General features: G+C 60.7%; 16 protein-coding genes. 8 read left to right on the forward strand and 8 right to left on the reverse strand.

What is annotated here, in order from left to right; all coding sequences use genetic code 11:
• Position 1: 1 nt before the first annotated feature.
• Genes CCC_RS00660 through hisG form a run of 3 tightly spaced genes read right to left on the reverse strand, consistent with a single transcriptional unit; the run spans position 2 to position 2,450 of the window.
• A complete protein-coding gene (locus CCC_RS00660) occupies positions 2-475 on the reverse strand; it encodes a UPF0262 family protein (RefSeq protein WP_009868956.1) in 474 nt (157 codons plus the stop codon).
• Positions 475-1,776 (reverse strand): histidinol dehydrogenase, encoded by a 1,302-nt coding sequence (hisD, locus tag CCC_RS00665; RefSeq protein WP_009868955.1) that lies wholly within the window; start codon positions 1,774-1,776, stop codon positions 475-477. Before hisD ends, CCC_RS00660 begins: the two co-directional genes overlap by 1 nt.
• Complete coding sequence (gene hisG / locus CCC_RS00670) at positions 1,776-2,450, reverse strand: ATP phosphoribosyltransferase (RefSeq protein ID WP_009868954.1); 675 nt, start codon at positions 2,448-2,450, stop codon at positions 1,776-1,778. Before hisG ends, hisD begins: the two co-directional genes overlap by 1 nt.
• A 145-nt stretch (positions 2,451-2,595) precedes the next feature.
• Between hisG and CCC_RS00675 the strand changes: the two genes are divergently transcribed.
• Positions 2,596-3,321 carry a response regulator gene (locus CCC_RS00675; protein WP_009868953.1) on the forward strand — a complete coding sequence of 242 codons (726 nt, stop codon included), beginning with the start codon at positions 2,596-2,598 and terminating at the stop codon, positions 3,319-3,321.
• Positions 3,318-4,805, forward strand: coding sequence for an ATP-binding protein (locus CCC_RS00680; RefSeq protein ID WP_009868952.1), 1,488 nt, complete (start codon positions 3,318-3,320; stop codon positions 4,803-4,805). Before CCC_RS00675 ends, CCC_RS00680 begins: the two co-directional genes overlap by 4 nt.
• 9 nt (positions 4,806-4,814) lie before the next feature.
• Here CCC_RS00680 and CCC_RS00685 read toward each other — a convergent pair whose 3' ends face one another.
• Complete coding sequence (locus CCC_RS00685; RefSeq protein ID WP_009868951.1) at positions 4,815-8,480, reverse strand: adenylate/guanylate cyclase domain-containing protein; 3,666 nt, start codon at positions 8,478-8,480, stop codon at positions 4,815-4,817.
• A gap of 180 nt (positions 8,481-8,660) precedes the next feature.
• Between CCC_RS00685 and CCC_RS00690 the strand changes: the two genes are divergently transcribed.
• From CCC_RS00690 to ssb, 3 genes are all read left to right on the forward strand, one after another.
• The gene (locus CCC_RS00690) at positions 8,661-8,861 is read left to right on the forward strand and encodes a lipoprotein (protein WP_009868950.1); all 201 of its coding nucleotides are present in this window, start codon (positions 8,661-8,663) and stop codon (positions 8,859-8,861) included.
• A gap of 162 nt (positions 8,862-9,023) precedes the next feature.
• Positions 9,024-9,428 (forward strand): hypothetical protein, encoded by a 405-nt coding sequence (locus CCC_RS00695; RefSeq protein ID WP_009868949.1) that lies wholly within the window; start codon positions 9,024-9,026, stop codon positions 9,426-9,428.
• Positions 9,429-9,632: 204 nt separating this feature from the next.
• Positions 9,633-10,136, forward strand: coding sequence for a single-stranded DNA-binding protein (ssb, locus tag CCC_RS00700; RefSeq protein ID WP_009868948.1), 504 nt, complete (start codon positions 9,633-9,635; stop codon positions 10,134-10,136).
• Between the two features lie 223 nt (positions 10,137-10,359).
• On the opposite strand, the gene CCC_RS00705 is transcribed toward ssb, so the two are convergent.
• Positions 10,360-10,779 (reverse strand): acyl-CoA thioesterase, encoded by a 420-nt coding sequence (locus CCC_RS00705; RefSeq protein WP_009868947.1) that lies wholly within the window; start codon positions 10,777-10,779, stop codon positions 10,360-10,362.
• Positions 10,780-10,871: 92 nt separating this feature from the next.
• On the opposite strand from CCC_RS00705, the gene parE reads away from it, so the two are divergent.
• The 3 genes from parE to CCC_RS21970 all read left to right on the forward strand — a co-directional run bounded on the left by parE (position 10,872) and on the right by CCC_RS21970 (position 14,922).
• On the forward strand, positions 10,872-12,863 hold the full coding sequence (gene parE / locus CCC_RS00710; protein WP_201773272.1) for a DNA topoisomerase IV subunit B: 1,992 nt from the start codon (positions 10,872-10,874) through the stop codon (positions 12,861-12,863).
• A gap of 546 nt (positions 12,864-13,409) precedes the next feature.
• A complete protein-coding gene (locus tag CCC_RS00715) occupies positions 13,410-14,297 on the forward strand; it encodes a DUF4747 family protein (RefSeq protein WP_041039206.1) in 888 nt (295 codons plus the stop codon).
• Complete coding sequence (locus CCC_RS21970) at positions 14,278-14,922, forward strand: hypothetical protein (protein WP_152619658.1); 645 nt, start codon at positions 14,278-14,280, stop codon at positions 14,920-14,922. The genes CCC_RS00715 and CCC_RS21970 overlap by 20 nt, the downstream gene beginning before the upstream one ends.
• Before the next feature lie 348 nt (positions 14,923-15,270).
• Here the strand turns inward: CCC_RS21970 and CCC_RS00720 are convergent, their stop codons facing one another.
• Genes CCC_RS00720 through CCC_RS00730 form a run of 3 tightly spaced genes read right to left on the reverse strand, consistent with a single transcriptional unit; the run spans position 15,271 to position 19,701 of the window.
• Positions 15,271-16,632 carry a DNA double-strand break repair nuclease NurA gene (locus CCC_RS00720; RefSeq protein ID WP_041039208.1) on the reverse strand — a complete coding sequence of 454 codons (1,362 nt, stop codon included), beginning with the start codon at positions 16,630-16,632 and terminating at the stop codon, positions 15,271-15,273.
• Positions 16,633-16,641: 9 nt separating this feature from the next.
• Positions 16,642-18,720 (reverse strand): ATP-binding protein, encoded by a 2,079-nt coding sequence (locus CCC_RS00725; RefSeq protein WP_201773273.1) that lies wholly within the window; start codon positions 18,718-18,720, stop codon positions 16,642-16,644.
• Between the two features lie 21 nt (positions 18,721-18,741).
• The gene (locus CCC_RS00730) at positions 18,742-19,701 is read right to left on the reverse strand and encodes a DNA adenine methylase (RefSeq protein ID WP_160295487.1); all 960 of its coding nucleotides are present in this window, start codon (positions 19,699-19,701) and stop codon (positions 18,742-18,744) included.
• Positions 19,702-20,232 lie beyond the last annotated feature (531 nt).

Here is a 20,232-nt window from a genome sequence, read left to right on the forward strand (position 1 = left end):
CCTACCCCCTGATATGGAGGATGCAGATGAGGGTGAACAGGCGACGGGCCGTATCGAAATCGATATCGATCTTGCCCCCCAGGCGTTCGCGCAGCAGTTCCGAGCCCTCGTTATGCAAACCCCTGCGGCCCATGTCGATGGCTTCGATCTGGCTGGGGGTGGACTTCTTGATGGCGGCGAAATAGCTCTCGCAGATCAGGAAGTAGTCCTTGACGATGGACTGGAAGGTTTTCAGCGGCAAGGGCACCTGGACCAGCGGGGTTTCGTCCTCCTTGCGCACGTCGAAAATCAGCCGCGTGTCTTCCAGCCGGATGTAAAGGGCATAGGGGCCGACGAAATCGCCGTTGGGAGCGAAATAATTCTCTTCCAAAAGGTCGTATAGGGCGACGGCGCGTTCGTGCTCCACCTCGGCGGCGCGCCGGACCAGATGCTTTTCCACCAGTTCGATCTTGACCAGCTTCTGGCGGTGCGGCATCAGCCCACCCCTGAATTGAGCCGGAGCGCCACGGACAGTCCGTGGGCCCCCAGCCCTTCGGCCTCGGCCAGACGCACCGCCGCCGGGCCGATGGCACGCAAAGACTGGGCGTCACAGCCCAAAAGCGTGGTGCGCTTCATGAAGTCCAGCACGCCCAGACCCGAGGAGAAACGGGCCGAACGCGCCGTGGGCAGCACATGGTTGGGGCCACCGATATAATCGCCCACGGCTTCCGGGGTATAGCGGCCCAGGAAGATGGCGCCCGCATGTTTGACCTTGGCGGCCAGGGCGTCGGGGTCCTCCACCGCCAGTTCCAGATGCTCGGGCGCGATGCGGTCGATCAGCGGCAGCGAGACGTCCAGATCGGGCACCACGATGACCGCGCCGTGATTGTCCCAGCTTTCCCGCGCGATCTTGGCGCGCGGCAGGGTCTTGAGATGAGACTCCACCGCCGCCGCCACTTGGCGGCCGAAATCGGCATCATCGGTGATCAGGATGCTTTGCGCCGCGGTGTCGTGCTCGGCCTGACTCAGCAGATCGGCGGCGATCCAGGCGGGATCGTTGAAGCGGTCGGCCACCACCAGGATTTCCGACGGCCCGGCGATCATGTCGATGCCCACCGTGCCGAACACCCGGCGCTTGGCGGCGGCGACGAAAGCATTGCCGGGCCCGACGATCTTGTCCACCGGCCGGATGGTCTCGGTACCATAGGCCAGGGCGCCCACCGCCTGGGCACCGCCCACGCGATAGATCTCGTCCACCCCGGCCACCTTGGCGGCGGCCAGGACCAGGGGGTTGAGCTTGCCGTCGGGGCTGGGCACCACCATCACCAGCCGGGGCACGCCCGCCGCCTTGGCGGGAATGGCGTTCATCAGCACCGAGGAAGGATAGGCGGCGGTGCCGCCCGGCACATAAAGACCGGCTGCCGAAACCGGACCCCAGCGCAAACCCAGCCGCACCCCGGCGGCATCGGTGAAGGAATCGTCGGCGGGAACCTGACGGGCGTGGAAGGCGCGGATGCGGTCCGCGGCCAGTTCCAGGGCCCTGATCAGATCGGGATCACATGATGCATAGGCGGCTTCCACCTCGGCGGCAGTAACGCGCAAGCTGGCCGGGGTCAGTTCCAGCCGGTCGAAACGCTTGGTGTAGTCGATCAAAGCGGCATCGCCGCGTGTCCGGACCTCGGCCAGAATGGCGGCCACCGCCTGATCCACGTCCTCGTCCACCTCGCGCTTCATGGCCAAAAGGGCCAGGAAGGCGGTTTCGAAGTCGTCAGAGCGGGAATCGAGGCTTTGCACCATCAGCCTCCGCCAACCTTGCTGCCACAGGCCTTGCGAAAAGACTCGATCCAGCCGGTCATCTCGTCGGGACGGGTCTTGAGCGCGGCGCGGTTGACGATCAGGCGCGAGGTCACCTCGGCGATCACCTCGACTTCCTTCAATCCGTTGGCCTTCAAGGTGGCCCCCGACGACACCAGATCGACGATGCGGGTGCACAGGCCCAGCGAGGGGGCAAGCTCCATGGCGCCGTTAAGCTTGACACATTCGGCCTGGACGCCGCGCGCCGCGAAATGACGCCGGGTCACTTCCGGATATTTGGTGGCGATGCGCACATGGCTCCAACGCGTCGGATCGTCCGAGGCGGCCAGATCATCGGGCTCGGCCACCGACAGGCGGCAGGCCCCGATGCCCAGATCGAGCGGCGCATAGATTTCGGGATAGTCGAATTCCATCAGCACGTCGTTGCCAGCCACTCCCAGATGGGCGGCTCCGAAGGCCACGAAGGTGGCGACGTCGAACGAGCGTACCCGGATGATGTCGATATGGGGATGGTTGGTGGCAAAGCGCAACAGCCGGCTCTTCGGATCATCGAAGGCGGGTTCGGGGAGGATACCGGCGGCGCGGACCAGGGGCATGGCCTCGTCGAGGATGCGGCCCTTGGGCAGGGCGATGACCAGTTTGTCTTGCGGGCTCACGGCGATTGAAACTCTTATCTTCCGGGGAGCCCTGTTTACCCGGTTTCCGTCCCCCGTTCCAGTGCCCAGAAACGATGCTTGGCCTGTTACCTTCGGTTACCGAAAAGCAACCGACGGCACGCCCCGCAAAGGGTATAAAGAAGCCATGGACGTGACAAATCCCCATATCCTGGTCGTGGACGACGACCGCGAAATCCGCGATCTCCTGACCAAGTTCCTGATGCGGCACAATCTTCGGGTCAGTGCCGCCAAGGACGGCGTCGAGATGATGAAGATGCTGGACGAGCGCCGCATCGATCTGGTGGTCCTCGACCTGATGCTGCCGGGCGAGGACGGCCTGTCGCTGTGCCGCCGCATGCGCGAGAGCCGCTCGGGCGTGCCCATCGTCATGCTGACCGCCATGGGCGAGGACACCGACCGCATCGTCGGCCTGGAAATGGGCGCCGATGATTATCTGCCCAAGCCCTTCAACCCCCGTGAATTACTGGCCCGCATCAAGGCGGTGCTGCGCCGGACCCAGGCGTCCGAGGACGCACCGGCAAAGCCCGGTGGTACGAGACTGCGATTTCTGGGGTGGACCCTGGATCTGTCCAGCCGCGACCTGCTGTCTCCCGACGGCGTGATGGTTGCTCTGTCGGCGGGCGAGTTCGGCCTATTGCAGGTCTTTGTCGAGCATCCCCGCCGCGTGCTGTCACGCGACCAGTTGCTGGACTTCGCGCGCGGGCGCTCGGCGGTGCCCTTCGACCGCTCCATCGATATTCAGGTCAGCCGGCTGAGACGGCGCATCGGCGATGATGCCCGCGATCCCCAGATCATCAAGACGGTGCGTGGCGGAGGCTATCTCTTCACGCCCGAAGTGGAACATCTATGAGCCCCCTCCTCAAAAGGTTTCTGCCCGACAGCGTGGTGGGCCGCACCGCTCTGGTTCTCGTGGCCGCCCTGATGATCTCGGCGGCAACGGCGGTGGTGCTGTTCGACATCCAACGCCAGGAGGCCTTGGAAACCATCGGCGGACGCAACGCGGCGGAACGGGTGGCGGCCCTGGTCACCCTGGCCGAGCAATTGCCCCCCGAACAACGCCAGGACACGCTCTCCAGCCAGGACACGGCTAATTTCCGTGTCGGCTGGGGCACCCAGCCGGTGGCGCTCGACGACGAGAATTTCGGGCTGACCGCCTATGTGCGCTCGGCCCTGGAAGAGGGATTGGAGGGGCGCGAGGTCAAGGTCTCCACCCGCCCCGGCCCTCTGGGCTACGGCCCCAATACCGGCATGGGGCGCGGCGGCGGTGGCGGCGGGCGTCATATGCGCGGCCCCGGCGAGGGGCCGGGGCCCGGCTTCGGCCCCCCCAGCGAAAGTCGTCCGGGCTTTGGCGGCCCACCCGCAGGCGGTCCGGGTGGCGGCGGACGGGTGATCGGCCCGGCGCTGCGCGTCTCGGTCCATCTCAAGGACGGGTCCTGGCTGAACGTGCTGGCGCCCTTGGATCTGGGCGATCCTTTGTGGCGCCCGCGCTTCGTGGCGCCCTTGATCATCGCCCTGGTGCTGGTCACCTTGTTCGCCCTTCTGGCGGTGCGCCGCGCCACGCGGCCCTTCGCCGCCTTCGCCCAGGCGGCCGAGCGGCTGGGGATAAATGTTTCCGCCCCCGCTCTGGCCGAGACCGGGCCCAGGGAAGTGCGCCAGGCCGCCCAGGCCTTCAACGTCATGCAAGGCCGCATCACCCGCTTCGTCCAGGACCGTACCCAGATGCTGGCGGCCATCAGCCATGACCTGAAGACGCCCATCACCCGGCTGCGCCTTCGGGCCGAGTTCATGGAAGACGACGACCAGCGGGCCAAAATGCTTTGCGACCTGGAAGAGATGGAGGCCATGATCGCCTCGACCCTGGCCTTCGCCCGCGACGACGCGGCCAGGGAGCCCAGCATCCGCCTGGACCTTGCCGCCATGATTCAGGGCATGGTCGAGGATATGGAAGAATTGGGAGGGCGATGCAGCTATGACGGGCCGCAATCCCTGGTGCTGGATGCCCGGCCCGTGGCGCTGAAGCGGGCCTTGGCTAATCTCATGGACAATGCCGTCAAATATGGCGGCTCGGCCGCGCTCTCCCTGACCAGCCTGGGGCAAGACGCCCGGATCACCATCGAGGATCAGGGGCCGGGCATCCCGGAAGAGGCGCGCGAAAGGGTCTTTGCCCCCTTCGTACGGCTGGAGACCTCTCGCTCGCGTGAGACTGGCGGCACCGGCCTAGGCCTGGCCGTGGCCCGCGCCGCCATCCGCGCCCATGGCGGTGATATCACGCTGGGCGACCGGCCGGGTGGCGGGCTGCGGGTGACGGTCACGCTGCCGGGAATGGAGAAATAGGGACGCGTCCTACTTCTTGGGCGGAGCCAGGGAGATTTCCACCCGGCCAGTGAAGGGCCGGACCGGGGGAGCTGGCCGGGGTGGCGCCAGGGAGATATCCGAATCGTCCTCGGCCTCAAGCTTGGCCATGGCGGCCTCGACCGCCGCAGCCACTTCGGCCAGTTCGGCGTCGGAGGACACAGCGGGGGCCTCCTCGGCCTCGGCCAGCATGGCCCGCATATCGTCTTCGGAAAAGCCGGTTCCGCTGCCGCCGATCTCGGGCAGATCCTCCTCGGCCAGCGGCTCCTCGTCGTTTTCTTCCAGCAGGGCGTCGATTTCGTCGTCACTCATGGCGCCGCCCAGATCGAATAAGGAGGGCGGCGGGCCATCGGGTTCACAGGGCGCCGCCTGATCCGACAGGGCCGCCAAGTCATCATCGGAAAACCCCATCCCCGTCCCGATCTCGGGCAGGTCGGCGGCCGGGGTCAAATCCTCATCGCCCCCGTCCTCATCGTCCCCGGCCTCATCGTCCCCGGCCTCATCGTCCCCGGCCTCATCGTCCCCGTCTTCCTCGCTCTCCGCCAGTAGGGCAGCGATGTCGTCATCACTCATGGCCGTTTTGAAGGAAAAATCGGGCTTGGGCGCGGTCTCGTCCACGTCCAGTTGGGCGTCGAACTCCTCCTCCTCCGTCGCTTCGGCCAGAAGGGCCGACAGATCGGCGTCCGAAAGGGTCGTGGAGGTCAGATCGGCGTCGGAAATGAACGGCTGGTCCTCGGCTTCGTCCTCGGGATCGCCCATGGCCAGGATGGCGGCCAGATCCTCGTCGGACAGAGTGCCTTCCGAAACCGGCTCCTGAGACTCGTCCGGGGCAACGACCTCCTCCTCTGGACCGGCCTCTTCCAGCAAGGCGGCCAGATCGGCATCGGACAAGATCGTCGAGCCAAGATCCCCAAGATCGGCGGGAGCGCAGGGCGCCGGTTCCTCGTCCTCGGCCAGTTCCTCCACCTCGCCCATGGCCAGGATAGCCGCCAGATCATCGTCGGACAGGGTGCCTTCCGACACCAGCGGCGACGCATCCTCCAACAAGGTGGCCATGTCATCATCGGATAGTATGGGAGAGCCCAGTTCCCCCAGATCGATGTGATCATGAGGCGCCGGTTCCTCGTCCTCGGCCAGATCTTCCACCTCGCCCATGGCCAGAATGGCGGCCATGTCGTCATCGGACAGGGCACCCTCCAATACCGGCGGAGCGGGTTCATCCTCTTCCTCGATGGGAGCGGGCTCCTCCTCGACCAGGACGGACTCTTCCTCGATGGGAGCGGGCTCCTCCTCGACCGGAACGGACTCTTCCTCGATGGGAGCGGGCTCTTCCTCGACCGGGACGGACTCTTCCTCGATGGGAGCGGGCTCTTCCTCGACCGGGACGGACTCTTCCTCGATGGGAGCGGGCTCCTCCTCGACGGGGGCGGGCTCTTCCTCGACCAGGACGGACTCTTCCTCGATGGGAGCGGGCTCCTCCTCGATCGGGGCTGGCTCTTCCTCGATGGGAATATCGCGCATGACGGCCAGCAATTCCGTCGACAGTATCGCCAGAGGATTGGGCTCGGGCGGCGGTTCTTCCTCCTCGGACGGATCGAGGATCTCGGACGGCACCCGGCGGCGCAGGTGGTAGACCGTCTGTCGGCCGAAATCCTTGGCCAGCGACAGCACGCCCACATATTCGCAGGCAAAGCGTTCGACGAAATCTTCGCCCCGGTTCAGGGCTTCCGAACGCATGGCGCTCTGCTCGGCGGTCAGCACGGCGACGAATTGCTGGGTGGCGTAGACGTGGCCGATCACCGTTACCGGCTCCAGCCGCGCCGCGCGGTTGATGTGGCTGCCGTAGAAGTTCTGACGCCCGCAGATGGGGTCGATGGCCTGAAACACCGGCCCGGCATGCAAGGAGATGCGCAAGGACAAAGGATGGGGCAGACGGTCGGCCAGTTCCTCGTCCGCCTTCAGCACCATTTCCTGCAGGGTTTGAGCGTATTCGGCCATGGGGCTGGCCTTGTCCATCACCGCGAAGATGGCGTCGCCCCAGGTATTGATGGCCAGCGGCTGATGTTCCAGTCCGGCCATGCCCTCGGAGATGATGCGGAGGAAGTCGAGGAATACCGGCGTGTGTTCCTCCTTCAGCCTGGAATATCCGGCGATGTCGCAAAACATCATGGAGCGGATGACGCGGCCCTCGCCCTGTTCGTCGTCGCCGCCGTCCAGATCGGGAATGGCCGGAACATAGTCGCCAGCCAGATTGGGGTACTGCTGTAGCAGGCCGTCCAGATCGATGATGCGCAGCAGGGAGATATCTTCCCACTGGTCGATGAATTCGGCGGCTCCGCCCACCAGCGAGCCGGGCATCATGTCCCAAACCGCCAGCAGATAGGGCGCAGTGCGCAGGAAATTGGCCCGCAACGTCGCCAGACCGTGCAGGCACTGATTGGCAAAGCGGTACAGCATGCCGTGGCCGAGATAGCGTTCCTCGGTGGCATAGGTCACCGTATTGGCCAGCTTCAGCGCGTTGCGGAACCGCATTTCCCAACGAGAGCCGCCATAGCGCACATTCTCGGCGATGAAGTCGTCGATGGCGTAGGGCATCACCACGTTCACCTCGGCGCCACGTTCAAGCATGGCTTCGATGAACAGCAGGTCGGAACCGCAGGCGGCGGTGGAATAGCCCACCTGGGCGCCGAGTTCGTCCAGGGATTTGGCGATCTCGGCGCGGACCGCGCTTTCCAGCTCCGGCGGGAAATGCGGCCCCTCGCCCGGTCGGTCCAGGGCATGGCCGGTGAACACCACCACGGTGGGCGGCTTGATAATATCGAAGACGGCGGGCGGAACGGCCAATCCGCCTTCCTGCAACAGGGCCAGTTGCTTCAGGGCCGAGACGGTGCTGCCGTAATGGATGCCTTCCAGGGTGCTGGCCCAGGCGAAGGAGGCCAGGGCATCCTGGACCTCGCCCAGCAGCAGATGCGCCTCGGCCACGGTGGCCAGCATCTGATAGCGCTCTTCCGGCGACAGGGTCAGGTCGGTCTCGGCATGGGAAACCCGATCGCGCACCCGGCGCGCCAGATCACGCGCTCCGTCGTGATCGCCCAGCAGCCAGGAGGTCACCGCCGCGTCGATGCCGTCCCTGGGGGCATTGCTGATATGGAAGGCCCGCAAGAACAGTTCGCGGCAATGTTCGAGATCGCCGCGCAAGCCCGAGGCCAGCCAGGCCTCGCGGAACACACCGGCCAGGGAGGTGTAGGTCTCGGCATCGGCGCTGGCCACCAACTTCTTGCCGCGCACCAGTTCCAGCGCCTCGGCCAGTTCGGCCATGGAGGCCAGGGTATCCTGGCTGTCGGCCTCCTCCAAACCCTCGACGGCGCGGCGCAAGGAATTATGCAGGCGGTGAAAGGGCCCTTCGTCGATTAAGATGACGTCAAGGACCGGCTGCAACAGGCGGCGCGCTTCGTCCACCGCACCGGTCTGGGACAGGGCGACCGCGCCGAAGATGGCAAGCTTGAAGCTGTCGGGATATTGCTTGAGGCCGTCGCGCGCCGTGTCATGGGCCAGGAAGTTCTGGCCCTCTTCCAGCAATTCACGGGTGATCCGCTCCCACTCGGACAGGCTGCGGAGCGTGTTAGCACCGGCACTGATGGGCGTCGAATCCGCCAAGGTGGGCCAAGCCTTTCCAATGGGTCTCAATACCTGTGTACCATGCCCCGCCGCGCCCCGAAAGAGGCGGCGGGATGGCGGCATCCGGCCGCCCCCCTCTCACAAGACGGATGGACTCGGTTTCCAACCGCTTGTATCCTGCGCCCAGTTTGCTTTTCGTATGGTTAAAGGAGAAGGATAATGAAGAAGCTTATTCTGGTCGCGGGCACCGTTCTTCTGCTGGCTGGCTGTTCCGGCCGCTGGGAGCCCTTCGGCGGCTTCTCCGATCCGGTGTGCATGCCCGACGGTTCCGTGTCCTTCTATCAGCAGCCCGACGACAAGGGTCAGCTGGGCACGCCGCGCGCCACCAAGGAAAACTGCGCCTGGAACAAGGCCAAGTAAGCCTTCCGGTGCAAGTTTCGATAAAGGGCCCCGTTTCGGGGCCCTTTTGATTCCATGGGACAGACCTGGGGCCACCATACGGGATTTGCCATCATCGCCCTTGGGTCTGGAGGCGACGCTCTGGCATAATGCCCGCCCGCTCCTCCTGCCCCAGGACGAAGCATGAAGCACGAAATATCAGCGGCCCAGGTGGTTTCGGCCCGCGCGTCCGATACCGGCGATGCGGTCCGCGTCGTGCTGGCCGACCAGTCGGGCGAGGAGCATGTGGTGGTGCTGCCCCTGGATCAGCTGGCCCTGCTGTCGGCCTGGCTGGAACAGGCGGGCCGCGCGCCGTCCGAAGATCCGGCCCATCCCGCCGCCGGTCCAACCGCCCCCGCCCAGTCGGTGGAGCGCTGGACCATCCAGCCGGAGGCCGATGACGAACATATCGTGCTGGGCTTCAAACTGGCCAAGGGCGCTGAAATGGCCCTGCGCATGCACCGCAGCGGCGTCGCCGTCTTCGCCAAGGCCCTGACCTCCATGCTGGGGCGCCTGGTCCCCGCCCCGCCGACCAAGGCCAAGCATTAGCGGCGAGCGCCAAATCTGGGGCGCGCCGCGATCAGCCGCCATTGAGGCGGCGGCCAAGAGCGCAGATGCGCGCGCCCGGCGAGGGGTAAACATAAGGAGAGATCATCGTGCGTCATATTTGACGCTCGATGATCTAACCCTTTCTCGGGCCGCCTCCATGCAATATGATCCGCGCCACGTTTTTACCAGGGGAGCCCTATCGCCATGGCTGGCAGCGTCAATAAGGTCATTCTCGTCGGCAATCTGGGGCGCGATCCCGAAGTCAGGACCGCCCAGAACGGCGACAAGATCGTCAACCTGAATATCGCCACCTCCGAGACCTGGAAGGATCGCGGCACCGGCGAGCGCAAGGAAAAGACCGAGTGGCACCGGGTGGTGATCTTCAATCCCAACCTGGCCGACGTGGCCGAGCGTTATCTGCGCAAGGGCTCCAGCGTCTATATCGAAGGCGCGTTGCAGACCCGCAAATGGACCGACCAGTCCGGCCAGGAGAAGTACACCACCGAAGTTGTGATCGGACGCTTCAAGGGTGAGCTGACCCTGCTGGGCGGCCGTGATGGCGGCGGTGGCGGCGGCGGTGGCGGCTATGACGATGGCGGCCCGCGCCAGGGCGGCGGCGGCGGCGGCGGCTCGCGCCAGGGCGGCGGCGGTGGCGGCGGCCAGTCCTGGGAGCCTCCGGCCGATCTGGACGACGAAATCCCCTTCTAAAACAGCCGCATCCGACAGCGAAAAAAAGGCCCGCCGATTTTGGCGGGCCTAACTTTTTGGGTCTTCGACGATTTACAGGATGCCTGGCAATCGGACTCGTCACCCCGGCCTTGATCCGGGGTCCAGGGGAAATCCCGACATCCTTGCCCACGGTTCCTGGATCCCGGCTCAAGGCCGGGATGACGATCCTGAAGGTCTGATCTCGGGTGTCGCCTGCTTTGCCTCACTCCTCGGGCGGGACCGGCCGCTTCTTTCCCTGATCGTCCACCGCCACATAGGTGAAGACGGCGCTGGTCACCCGGACCAGGGCGTCGCTGCCGCCATGGCGGCGCACCCAGGCCTCCACCCGGATGGAGATGGAGGTCCGTCCCACCCGGATGACCTCGGTGTAGCAGCTGACCTCGTCGCCCACATAAACCGGCTGATGGAATTCCATGCCCTCCACCGCCACGGTGGGCGTGTGGCCGCGCGCCCGGCGATAGGAATGGGTGCCGCCCGCCAGATCCATCTGGCTCATCAGCCAGCCGCCGAACACATGGCCGAACGGATTGGTGTCGGCGGGCATGGCAATGGCCCGGGTGGACAGGCGGCCGCGCGGCGCCCCGCTGATCTCAATGCTTTCCGGCCTGGGGCTCTCGCTCATGGGGATCTTGCTCTCACAATATCTTGTGGTTAACTTTGATAACGCCACAGCATGCGCTTGCGCATCGGTCGCGCATTTCTATAATGCCACCCATGTCCGACCTGTTCCAGCAACTCGCCCCCAAGGCGACCGAATACTCCGCCAAGGACATCGAGGTCCTTGAGGGGTTAGAGCCCGTCCGCCGCCGTCCCGGCATGTATATCGGCGGCACGGATGACCGCGCGCTCCACCATCTGGTGGCCGAGGTGCTCGACAACTCCATGGACGAGGCGGTGGCGGGCCATGCCGGCTGGATCGAGCTGGAACTGGCCGTGGACGGCACCTGCACGGTCAGGGACAACGGCCGCGGCATTCCCGTCGACCCCCATCCCAAATACCCGGACAAGAGCGCGCTGGAGGTGATCCTCACCACGCTGCATTCGGGCGGCAAGTTCGGCGGCGACGCCTATAAGGTGTCGGGCGGCCTGCACGGCGTGGGCGTCTCGGTGGTCAATGCGCTGTCCGATGCGATGACGGTGGAGGTCGCCCGCGACCGCGTGCTGTGGAGCCAGCGCTTCTCGCGCGGGCTGCCGCTGGGACCGCTGGAGAAGGTGGGCCCGGTTCAGAACCGGCGCGGCACCACCGTCATCTTCCACCCCGACGCCCAGATCTTCGGCGAGCGCGCCCAGTTGCGCCCCGGCCCGCTCTACCGCATGGCGCGATCCAAGGCCTATCTGTTCAGAGGCGTGCAGATCCGCTGGAAATGCGATCCGCTGCTGATCAAGGACGGCGACGAGATTCCGGCCGAGGACACCCTGCACTTTCCCGGCGGCCTCACCGACTTTCTGAAGGCGGTGCTGAAGGAACGCCCGCTGGTCACCAAGGACGTGTTCAACGGCACCGCGCCCCTGTCCGACGACATGGGGCAGTTGGAATGGGCGGTGGCCTGGCCCGATGATGACGAGGAAGGCTTCGTCAACACCTACTGCAATACCGTGCCGACGCCTGAGGGCGGCACCCACGAGGCGGGCTTCAGGAACGCCCTGACCAAGGGCCTGCGCGCCTATGGCGAGATGGCGGGCAACAAGAAGGCGGGGCAGATCACCGCCGAGGATGTGATGGTCGGCGCCTGCGTCATGGTCAGCCTGTTCATCCGCGACCCGCAGTTCCAGGGCCAGACCAAGGAAAAGCTGGCCAGCCCCGAGGCCACCCGTCTGGTGGAAAACGCGGTCAAGGACCATTTCGACCACTGGCTGTCGGGCGACAAGGCCTCGGCCGCCGCCCTGCTCACCCGCCTGATCGAGAAAGCCGAAGACCGGGCGCGCCGCCGTCAGGCCAAGGAAATGAACCGCAAGACGCCCACCAAGCGTCTGCGCCTGCCCGGCAAGCTGGCCGACTGCTCGCGCTCGGTGAACGTCGGCACCGAACTGTTCCTGGTGGAGGGCGATTCGGCGGGCGGTTCCGCCAAGTCGGGCCGCAACCGCGAGACCCAGGCCATCTTGCCGCTTCGAGGCAAGATCCTCAACGTGGCCTCGGCGTCGACCGACAAGCTGCGCCAGAACCAGGAACTCAAGGACCTGATGGAGGCCCTGGGCTGCGGCGCGCGCGACAGTTACGACGACGAGAAGCTGCGCTACGAGAAGATCATCATCATGACCGACGCCGACGTGGACGGCGCCCATATCGCCTCACTGCTGATGACCTTCTTCTATCAGGAAATGCCCGATCTGATCAGGAACGGCCATCTCTACCTTGCCCTGCCGCCGCTTTACCGCTTGGCCCATGGCCAGACCGTCATCTATGGCCGCGACGACGCCCATAAGGAAGAGCTGCTGAAGACCCTGTTCGCGGGCAAGAAGAACGTGGAGATCAGCCGCTTCAAGGGCCTGGGCGAAATGCCGCCCGCCCAGCTCAAGGAAACCACCATGGACCCGGCAAAGCGCACGCTTTTGCGGGTCACCATACCCTCGGGCCGCACCGAGGAGGACCACGAAGAGGCCAAGGACGTGGCGCGGCTGGTGGAAAGCCTGATGGGCAAGAAGCCGGAACTGCGCTTCGCCTTCATCCAGGAACGGGCCAAATTCGCCACCGATCTGGACGTGTAGCCGTGTAGGTTTACCCATAAGCTGAGAATTTTGGGCATAAGCTGAGAATCATAGCCATAAGCTGAGAATTTCCGCAAAACACGGCCTGCGCAGGCTCACGTGACGGTGTTCAGGAAATGTCTCACTGGAATCATTTTGGCGATGCATGCGGATAGGCAATGCCACCCCATGCTTTGTCCTTGCCAGCTGGTATCTGTGCGCCTACGCCTAACTCATGCATATGCAAAATAGAATGGCGGTATGGGTCCGTAAGTGGATGGACGGGTTCTTGGGTAGGAAATGGCATGAAGCGGACTTGGAATTAAGTACAGTATCACCGGAATCAAAGCGTGATACCGGTTGGTTGGGGTGTCCGTCCAATGGACATCCCAACCATCCATGTCTCAGGAGAAGCAGTGGGAAGATACGCACTCTACCCGCAAGAGGTGCAATCGGAAGCAGTCAAGTTAGCATGCATGCGATGGGCGCGTGCGGGGAAATAGCCTGTTGCCGCGCGCCCCATGGTTGTGGGATAACCCTTCAAGTTAGGAGAATCAGGAGGGGGATATGGCGAGGGATAGAACGTTGTCGGTTGGGGCGATCAATTTAAGGATACATCCGCACACGGCGGATAAATATCGCGGGCTGCTCCGGTCGGTCTATAATCTCAAGCAACCCGTTCGTGTTCACGGCGATCGGCACCTCTTGATGAGTTCGATCGATGAAAGAGATGAATTCGTCGTGAAGGGCACGCTCGCGCGCTTTACCGAGATCGACCTGAATTTGCCTTGGTTCAATGCGGCTAAGTTTGAGGCCGCAAAGGATGATGAGGTCAAGCACATCAACATTCCACCCGGCCTTAAACCCAACTTTCGCTCATTTATGTTTGAGTTTGATTTAAAAAGGCACCTATTTACATTTGAGGTCCAGGGTGTCGATGGCGGGCTTAGCCCATCTATAGCGCTGCGATATTTGGCGAGCATATTTTCTAACGAGGAAATAGTAAAAATATTTGGGCAAGTCAATGCCGACGTTGTGGCTGATGCCCAGAAACTAGAAGAGATATTCAATTTATCAAAATTGAAGCGCCTCTCTATTCTGATAAAACGACCAAACCCGGACGATTTTGGTGACCTAGATGAAGATGTCGAGGATCGTTTGACTAAGCAGAATGCAAGTGCGTTAAAATTAGAGTTTGAAGCAATTCCCGGCATGACCTTTGTCCCAGATAAACTGACCGAGAAACTGGCGACAGTTGCTCTTTCCAATGGTCGCGTTGAGGCTGTAGGCATTGACCAAAATGGAAACAATGTGGAGCAGTCAACGAGCGAGCACCCTCTAATCTATCGCGTAGCCTATGATCCGACTGAAACACCTGAGACGACCGCATTTAGCAGCGCGGTTCGCGGCTTTATTGCGAGGATGATGGGTAGAAATGTCTCTGCGCCAATATAATAGCGTAATTTCGCTGTTTTCAGAATACTGGAGTAACTACGGCGGGACGTTCGCCGTAGTTACGTCGCCATATTTTCATTGCGCGCTGTTTTTAAATATACTCCTTTGGAAGAGGTGGTTATATCAGGCATGGTGGGAGCACACCATTTCTATTATGCCGAATATTGTCGGATTCACCATTGGTGCATACGCAATATTAATGGCATTTGGCGATGATGATTTTCGGCGCAGGATATCTGGCAAAACAACTCGCGACAAGAATAGTCCATATATGAAGATAAACAGCACCTTCAAACACTTCGCATTGGTGCAAATAACTTCGATCATTCTTGCGCTTATAGGATCTACCTATCAGGATAAGATGCCAGTTTCAATCTGGAAAGACACACTTAGCATCGATGACATGCATGTCATTTCATGGTCCGCGCCATTTAGCTTTGTATCGTATTGGTCTTTTCTTTACGCAATTGTCTCTGTAGTGGCAGCTACTGCGGGCATATTTCGGGTCGCGGGTTGGTTTGATAAAGACCAAACCCGGAAACGGCAAAACGACCTACGGAGCAAAGATGTAAGTGTCAGTTTGAAGGTTCGGGAGCGATTGGCTCATCGGCGGGAGAGGCGGTAACCAGAACCGTTCGAGTTTTTGGTAACGGCGTATTCTGGGCAGAGCCATATGCTGTTCCAGATGCTTCAGATAAAGCCAGTTGCAGCCCGTCCACTGTTGGCGACTGGCACCCACCCTTGGAACGCCCGTTATGGGCTGAGCGAAATTGGGCCGGGAGCGGAATTGCGGGTTTCTGATGCAATTTAGGCAAATCGGACACTGCCGTGGAAAAAGCGCATCAGCAGATTTTAACCCAACTAGGCCATTCGACGGTCAACAGGCCCCTATTACGAGCCCCATCTTCCCCTATCGCGAATCATCAAAGGTTGGAACCGGAGCCGGTCCAAAGCAGAATTCTGCTTCCTACGCTCAAGTTTGGTTGCCCACGTGCTTTTTCGTGAGCAGATCCAGCATCTTTCCGCCAGGTACAAGGCTGATTGAAGCGTGGCGATGAGCCAGCGCGACCGGTACTACCGCACTCTCGTAGAGATCGAATTCCAGGTGCCGCACCAGATCGAAGGCCCTGCCCAGCCAAGGCGCGTAACGCGAGATATCGCTCTTCTGCTTGGCGAAAACAGAGCGGTTCGTCTTGTCTGGAAACGGATAAGGTATTCCAACAGTAAAGATACGGCCAGATTCAGTCTTTAGAATGAAGTCCTGCCCATAGTACGTCTCGTGACCGAAATTGTCGAGTTGTGTTGGGCCGCCATTGATGTATCGAGCACGGTAATCATCGTCAATGACACGGAATGTGTTTGGCTTCAAAAACCTGTCCAAAGATCTAGCATGTTCCATGACCTGGCCTTCTTTCTGAAGTCCAATCAGCAATGGAGGTTCATAGCCCTTCTTTGAGAGAATATCGGATACGGTGTGATAGAATCTCATCAAAGGTGAATGGACTTTTGCGGGCTGGCCAAACAGGGCAAGCGGGCCATCGATGATGAACGCCATGCTGGACAGCTGCGTTAAGTTGCTGTCGGCAAGCGTCTTTACGAGTGTTGCTACGAGCAAGTGCTCTGCCGCATTCATGAACCTGGTGATTGCCGCTGAGTTGTCGCCGTAGTCGCTGATCTGCTCGTGGATTCGCATATAGTCGGTGACGTAAGCTATTTGGCTGCATGCTGGGCACTGGATCTGCTCATGCTTCGGATCGAATTCAAATGCGTGTTTCGCCCCGCATGCGGGGCACTTGTCTATCTCGATCTTTCCATCCTCAATAGAGAGGAGTGTGTCCTTTGCGGTGATGCCTTGCGCGCCGAATGAGGTGCGATCGTGTGAAAGTTGCTCGTAGACGGCGAGCCTAAACCCATCCTTTACGGTCTTCGCCCCCTTGTATCTCACATTGCTCCCTGGCAGCGTGAATGAGACCGCTTCGGCGTCGCGGTGGAATGCTGCCACCTTGAACGGATCGATCAGGGAGCTTCCCGCTTCGATCAACCCTTTGAAGTTGTTCATGTCGAAGGCTATCAAGCTGACCTTCACGTAGCCGACCTGGGTGCTCGGAAAGCGGTTGCTGATCGGATCCGAATATGGACTGGCATCGGAGGCCACTACACAGTTAGGAAGACCGGAACCCTTCGGAGCTGACAGGAACTGACTGGCAATGGCAGCACCTTCGTCGTCGCTGGGCTCACGCATGTAAACGCAGTCATTGAGGAACGCCTCAACATCTGGATTCCTGATCAGGTCGGCGTGGCCGCCTTTGGAGGCTTTCTGTCCCTGGTAAGGCATGGCACGACCTCAACCTTGCGAATTGCCTGCCGCGATGGCGGCAACCTCTTTCTTCAGTTCTGCCGGTGTAAACCGCTCGATCTGGGTGGGCACGACGAAAGGCGACGACAGGGTTTTGATCCGCGCGAAGCCAACATCCTGGGCAGACTTGAGCGAATCGTGGAAATCAGAAAAGTCGTAAAACTTGCCCAGAGCTCTCAACTCGTCCTCGTTGTTCAGATGGGTGACGAACCAATTCTCCGTGTTGGACAAGATGTTTGGATGGATGGAGGACGGCTCCTGTGTGGCATAGACAAAGGATATCCGCGCCTTGGCCCCTTCCTTCGCGATACGCGGCCACGTAGAGGTAAGATCGTCCTTCTTGCCGATCAAATTGTGGGCCTCCTCCACGTAGATAACCATGTTCTGCGGCTTCTTCCCGGCGTTTAGCTCGGCGAAAGAGTGCTTGAATATGTGCCTGGCAATACGCTCGGAGAGGACAGTTCGCACTTGGTCTGGGCCAGCCGACAGATCGAGAATAACGATCTTCCCTTTTACGAGGTGGCCGATGATCTCAACAATGACGTCGGCCTGCCTTATTGGAGAGTGATATTCGATATAAGGAACGATCGCTCGGAATCCACGGATCGGTGTGCCTGTCTGATTCTCCCTGGCAAGCACGTTGAGGTAGGACTCCAACATCGGATTGACCCATGGCTTCCCCGATGAGCTCGTGAACCCAGTTATGGCCTGACCATTGTCCTTTTGCAGCCGCCGAAGATTATAATTCTCCTGTCGTACCGCCTCGAACCATGCACTGGCGGCATCGATCGGCAGGGAAACATAGCCCTTGCCCGCCGGTATCGGACTTGGCGTCCCCGCCACAGCGGCGACGGCCGTCAGAACTGCCTGATTGACCGGAAAGCGAACGGTCAGGTTCGGTGCTGGCTTGAACCCAGCAGCGCGAAGAATGCACTGGAATACAGCCTTCCGAACTTCCCATCGCTTGTGATTTGACTGGTCCGTGACGTCTGGTTCTTCCAACCCGCTATCGAGAAATTGCTCAAGGTCCGTCTGGTTGCGGTACGCGTCGTCCTTGGTAAGCCTGGACAGAAGGTTCAGGGCGTCACCGCATTCGAGATAGAAGTTTGTCCGAAGGTCCTCAAAACCTTGCGTGTTGATGGCCCTGTAGCGGACGCAATCCTGTGCAAAGACCTCCGCAATGGAGCTACCGTCGTCTTGATGGTTGGCGTTGGCGTATTCCCCGTTCAGGTCGAAGATGATCTGGCCAACCTTGACGTCATCCCTCAACGCCGCGAGATGGACCGAAGCAACGGCGGTTTTTACGGTGTTGGACTTGCCCGTCCTCGTCATGCCGAGCACTGCGGTCCTACGGCCCAAGAAATCCGACGGCTGGATCATCACCTTGACCAGTGGTTCCGTGGGACCGCGGTGAAGCCTGGCCGTCGACGTGTATCGGACTGTGCCAATGCGAATCGGAGAAGGAGTCTTCTTGAATCCTGCAGCTTCCGCTTCCGCGATGGACTTGCGACGGATCTCCGGATTGATGTGGTTGACAATCGTCTCCAACGCCTGTCCACGAGGCTTGAAAACGCGGAGGCGGGTCGAGCAGAAGTAGTTCTCAAGATCGCTACCGAGCCGCATCTCCTTGTCATCCACATAGAACGTGCCGAGTATCCGACATCTCAGAGCTCCAAATTGGAGTTCAGCGTGCGTCAGAGGATCCATGCCATCGAGCTTGTCCTTGGCAAACTGTTCGCCCTCGACTCGCCGCTGGTTGTGCTCAATTCTCGTCTTGAGTAGATCTGTGTCTGACGGGAGTGCAGCCGGACCGAGCACACGCAGAAGCACAACCTCTCGGTCGAACTCGGAGATGTTCGACATGTTCGTAGGATCAAACGCTGCAGCGACGAGGAAGCTGTTGTGGGGGATCCCTGCGACGCGTTCCTTCCATTTATCGTTGGTGAGAACGCACGCCTCGTTGAAGCTCATAGAATAGACATAGCCGACGTGATCGTTTGCCGAGCCGCCGATCAGTCCGAGGAGTGGGCCGCCGGCAACCTTGCTGTTAAGCGTCGTGGACATCATTCCCCCCTGTCTGCCAAACGGCTATGCAGTGACCAAACTGATGGCGGTGGTCGAGATCGGAATTCGCAGTGGATGCTTCTCCGCCTGCTCGATATTCGCGGAGCGGACGCTGATCCCGATATGGGTCCGTTCACTATGGTCAGGTGGCGGAAGTTTCTTGAGATTGGTGTAGATGAGTTCTCGTCCCACGAAGGACGCACCTCCAAGTGGGTGGGTCGAGTAGGTGTTGTCGATCACTCGGGCGTTGGTAGACATGTCGGCGTACAAGGCGCGCACATCTGCGGCATCGTCATAAGACAGGAGCCAAGGATCCTTGAGATACTTCAGGTAATCGCGCAATGCAACATGCTCGTCAGCCGAAAATACGAAGCCATATAGCTGCTCAGCCTTGTAATAGTACGGAGGATCAATGTAGAAAAATGCACTATTTCCTCCAGTCATAGACTCAAAGAATTGGTACCAGTTAGAGTTCGAGACAGAAACCTGCTCATACAGCTTACCAAGGGAGAGGATCTTGCTTGCTAAACGCTCGCGGTTAAATCGGCAGTCAAGGGTATTCTTGGCTTGCCCCCATCCGCCGATCGGCCCCGATTGGTGAATGATTCCGTTAAATGAGGTTCTGTTGAGGTAAAGACACTTCAAGGCAGCGTCGTACATCCTTCCTGGAACAAGTTCTTTTTGCGATTTCCACTCGGCAATGGTCAGCGGGATTGACATGACCTTCTCTGCCAGCCACTCCGAGCCATTCTTCGAGAAAACAGTACTCCAAAGGGACGCGATCAACGGATCAGCGTCATTAAGGGCTACGCGATCAATCACACCATCTTCGAGCAGAGCTATTGACACACTGGCCCCGCCACAAAAAGGCTCAATGAAAGTCCGTGGCCGAGTCGTATTGAGCTCCATCGTCTTCTCGATGAAGTCACGAAAGCGAGCTTTGCTCCCTGGATACCTCAATATACTTCTTGTATTAGTTGACACTCTTTGCCGCCCCTATCGACACGCTCCACACATCCTTAATATCGGACCGGCAGGAATACCAGCAAACCGGAAAAGCCATCGCGCGACCATATTCCAATAGTGATATATCTGCAAGATAGCACCCGTACATTGCGAAGAGTGGGCAAGAAACGGGAGTGCCATAGCCGCTATTGACGGCACCACGTTACGCTGCAGGAGAATGCCGCGCCAGCGATCAGTCACTATATCGTGACGGCCGAAGACGGCGGGAGCTGGCTCAACCGCGACATGCCCAACAGTCGCCCCAATGGCCGTTTTCGAGCACTTTGCTAAGACAATTGGAGGACCGCCATGGGCGCAAAGCCGTCAAAATGGCACCGCCCCATTGAGAGCCAGGGTGCCTCATGCCCAGCAACTGTGGGGCCTTCGATGCAAAGGTAACCAACCATGGCCTCGATGCCCGCGCGTGCCGTTTTTGCAAAGGGAGTGCGTATTCAGACTTCCTATTTCTCGTCAGAAAACCACCATGGCCGCATTTAATCCGAATAGTCT

The sequence above is a fragment of the Paramagnetospirillum magnetotacticum MS-1 genome, from assembly GCF_000829825.1.
Taxonomy (GTDB): Bacteria; Pseudomonadota; Alphaproteobacteria; order Rhodospirillales; family Magnetospirillaceae; genus Phaeospirillum; species Phaeospirillum magnetotacticum.

What these genes read in the sequence shown, in the direction of transcription:
- CCC_RS00660 (WP_009868956.1), bottom strand. Translation starts at nt 475, where the DNA reads ATGCCGCACCGCCAGAAGCTGGTCAAGATCGAACTGGTGGAAAAGCAT.
- hisD (WP_009868955.1), bottom strand. Translation starts at nt 1,776, where the DNA reads ATGGTGCAAAGCCTCGATTCCCGCTCTGACGACTTCGAAACCGCCTTC.
- CCC_RS00675 (WP_009868953.1), top strand. Translation starts at nt 2,596, where the DNA reads ATGGACGTGACAAATCCCCATATCCTGGTCGTGGACGACGACCGCGAA.
- CCC_RS00680 (WP_009868952.1), top strand. Translation starts at nt 3,318, where the DNA reads ATGAGCCCCCTCCTCAAAAGGTTTCTGCCCGACAGCGTGGTGGGCCGC.
- CCC_RS00690 (WP_009868950.1), top strand. Translation starts at nt 8,661, where the DNA reads ATGAAGAAGCTTATTCTGGTCGCGGGCACCGTTCTTCTGCTGGCTGGC.
- CCC_RS00695 (WP_009868949.1), top strand. Translation starts at nt 9,024, where the DNA reads ATGAAGCACGAAATATCAGCGGCCCAGGTGGTTTCGGCCCGCGCGTCC.
- ssb (WP_009868948.1), top strand. Translation starts at nt 9,633, where the DNA reads ATGGCTGGCAGCGTCAATAAGGTCATTCTCGTCGGCAATCTGGGGCGC.
- CCC_RS00705 (WP_009868947.1), bottom strand. Translation starts at nt 10,779, where the DNA reads ATGAGCGAGAGCCCCAGGCCGGAAAGCATTGAGATCAGCGGGGCGCCG.
- parE (WP_201773272.1), top strand. Translation starts at nt 10,872, where the DNA reads ATGTCCGACCTGTTCCAGCAACTCGCCCCCAAGGCGACCGAATACTCC.
- CCC_RS00715 (WP_041039206.1), top strand. Translation starts at nt 13,410, where the DNA reads ATGGCGAGGGATAGAACGTTGTCGGTTGGGGCGATCAATTTAAGGATA.
- CCC_RS21970 (WP_152619658.1), top strand. Translation starts at nt 14,278, where the DNA reads ATGTCTCTGCGCCAATATAATAGCGTAATTTCGCTGTTTTCAGAATAC.
- CCC_RS00720 (WP_041039208.1), bottom strand. Translation starts at nt 16,632, where the DNA reads ATGCCTTACCAGGGACAGAAAGCCTCCAAAGGCGGCCACGCCGACCTG.
- CCC_RS00725 (WP_201773273.1), bottom strand. Translation starts at nt 18,720, where the DNA reads ATGATGTCCACGACGCTTAACAGCAAGGTTGCCGGCGGCCCACTCCTC.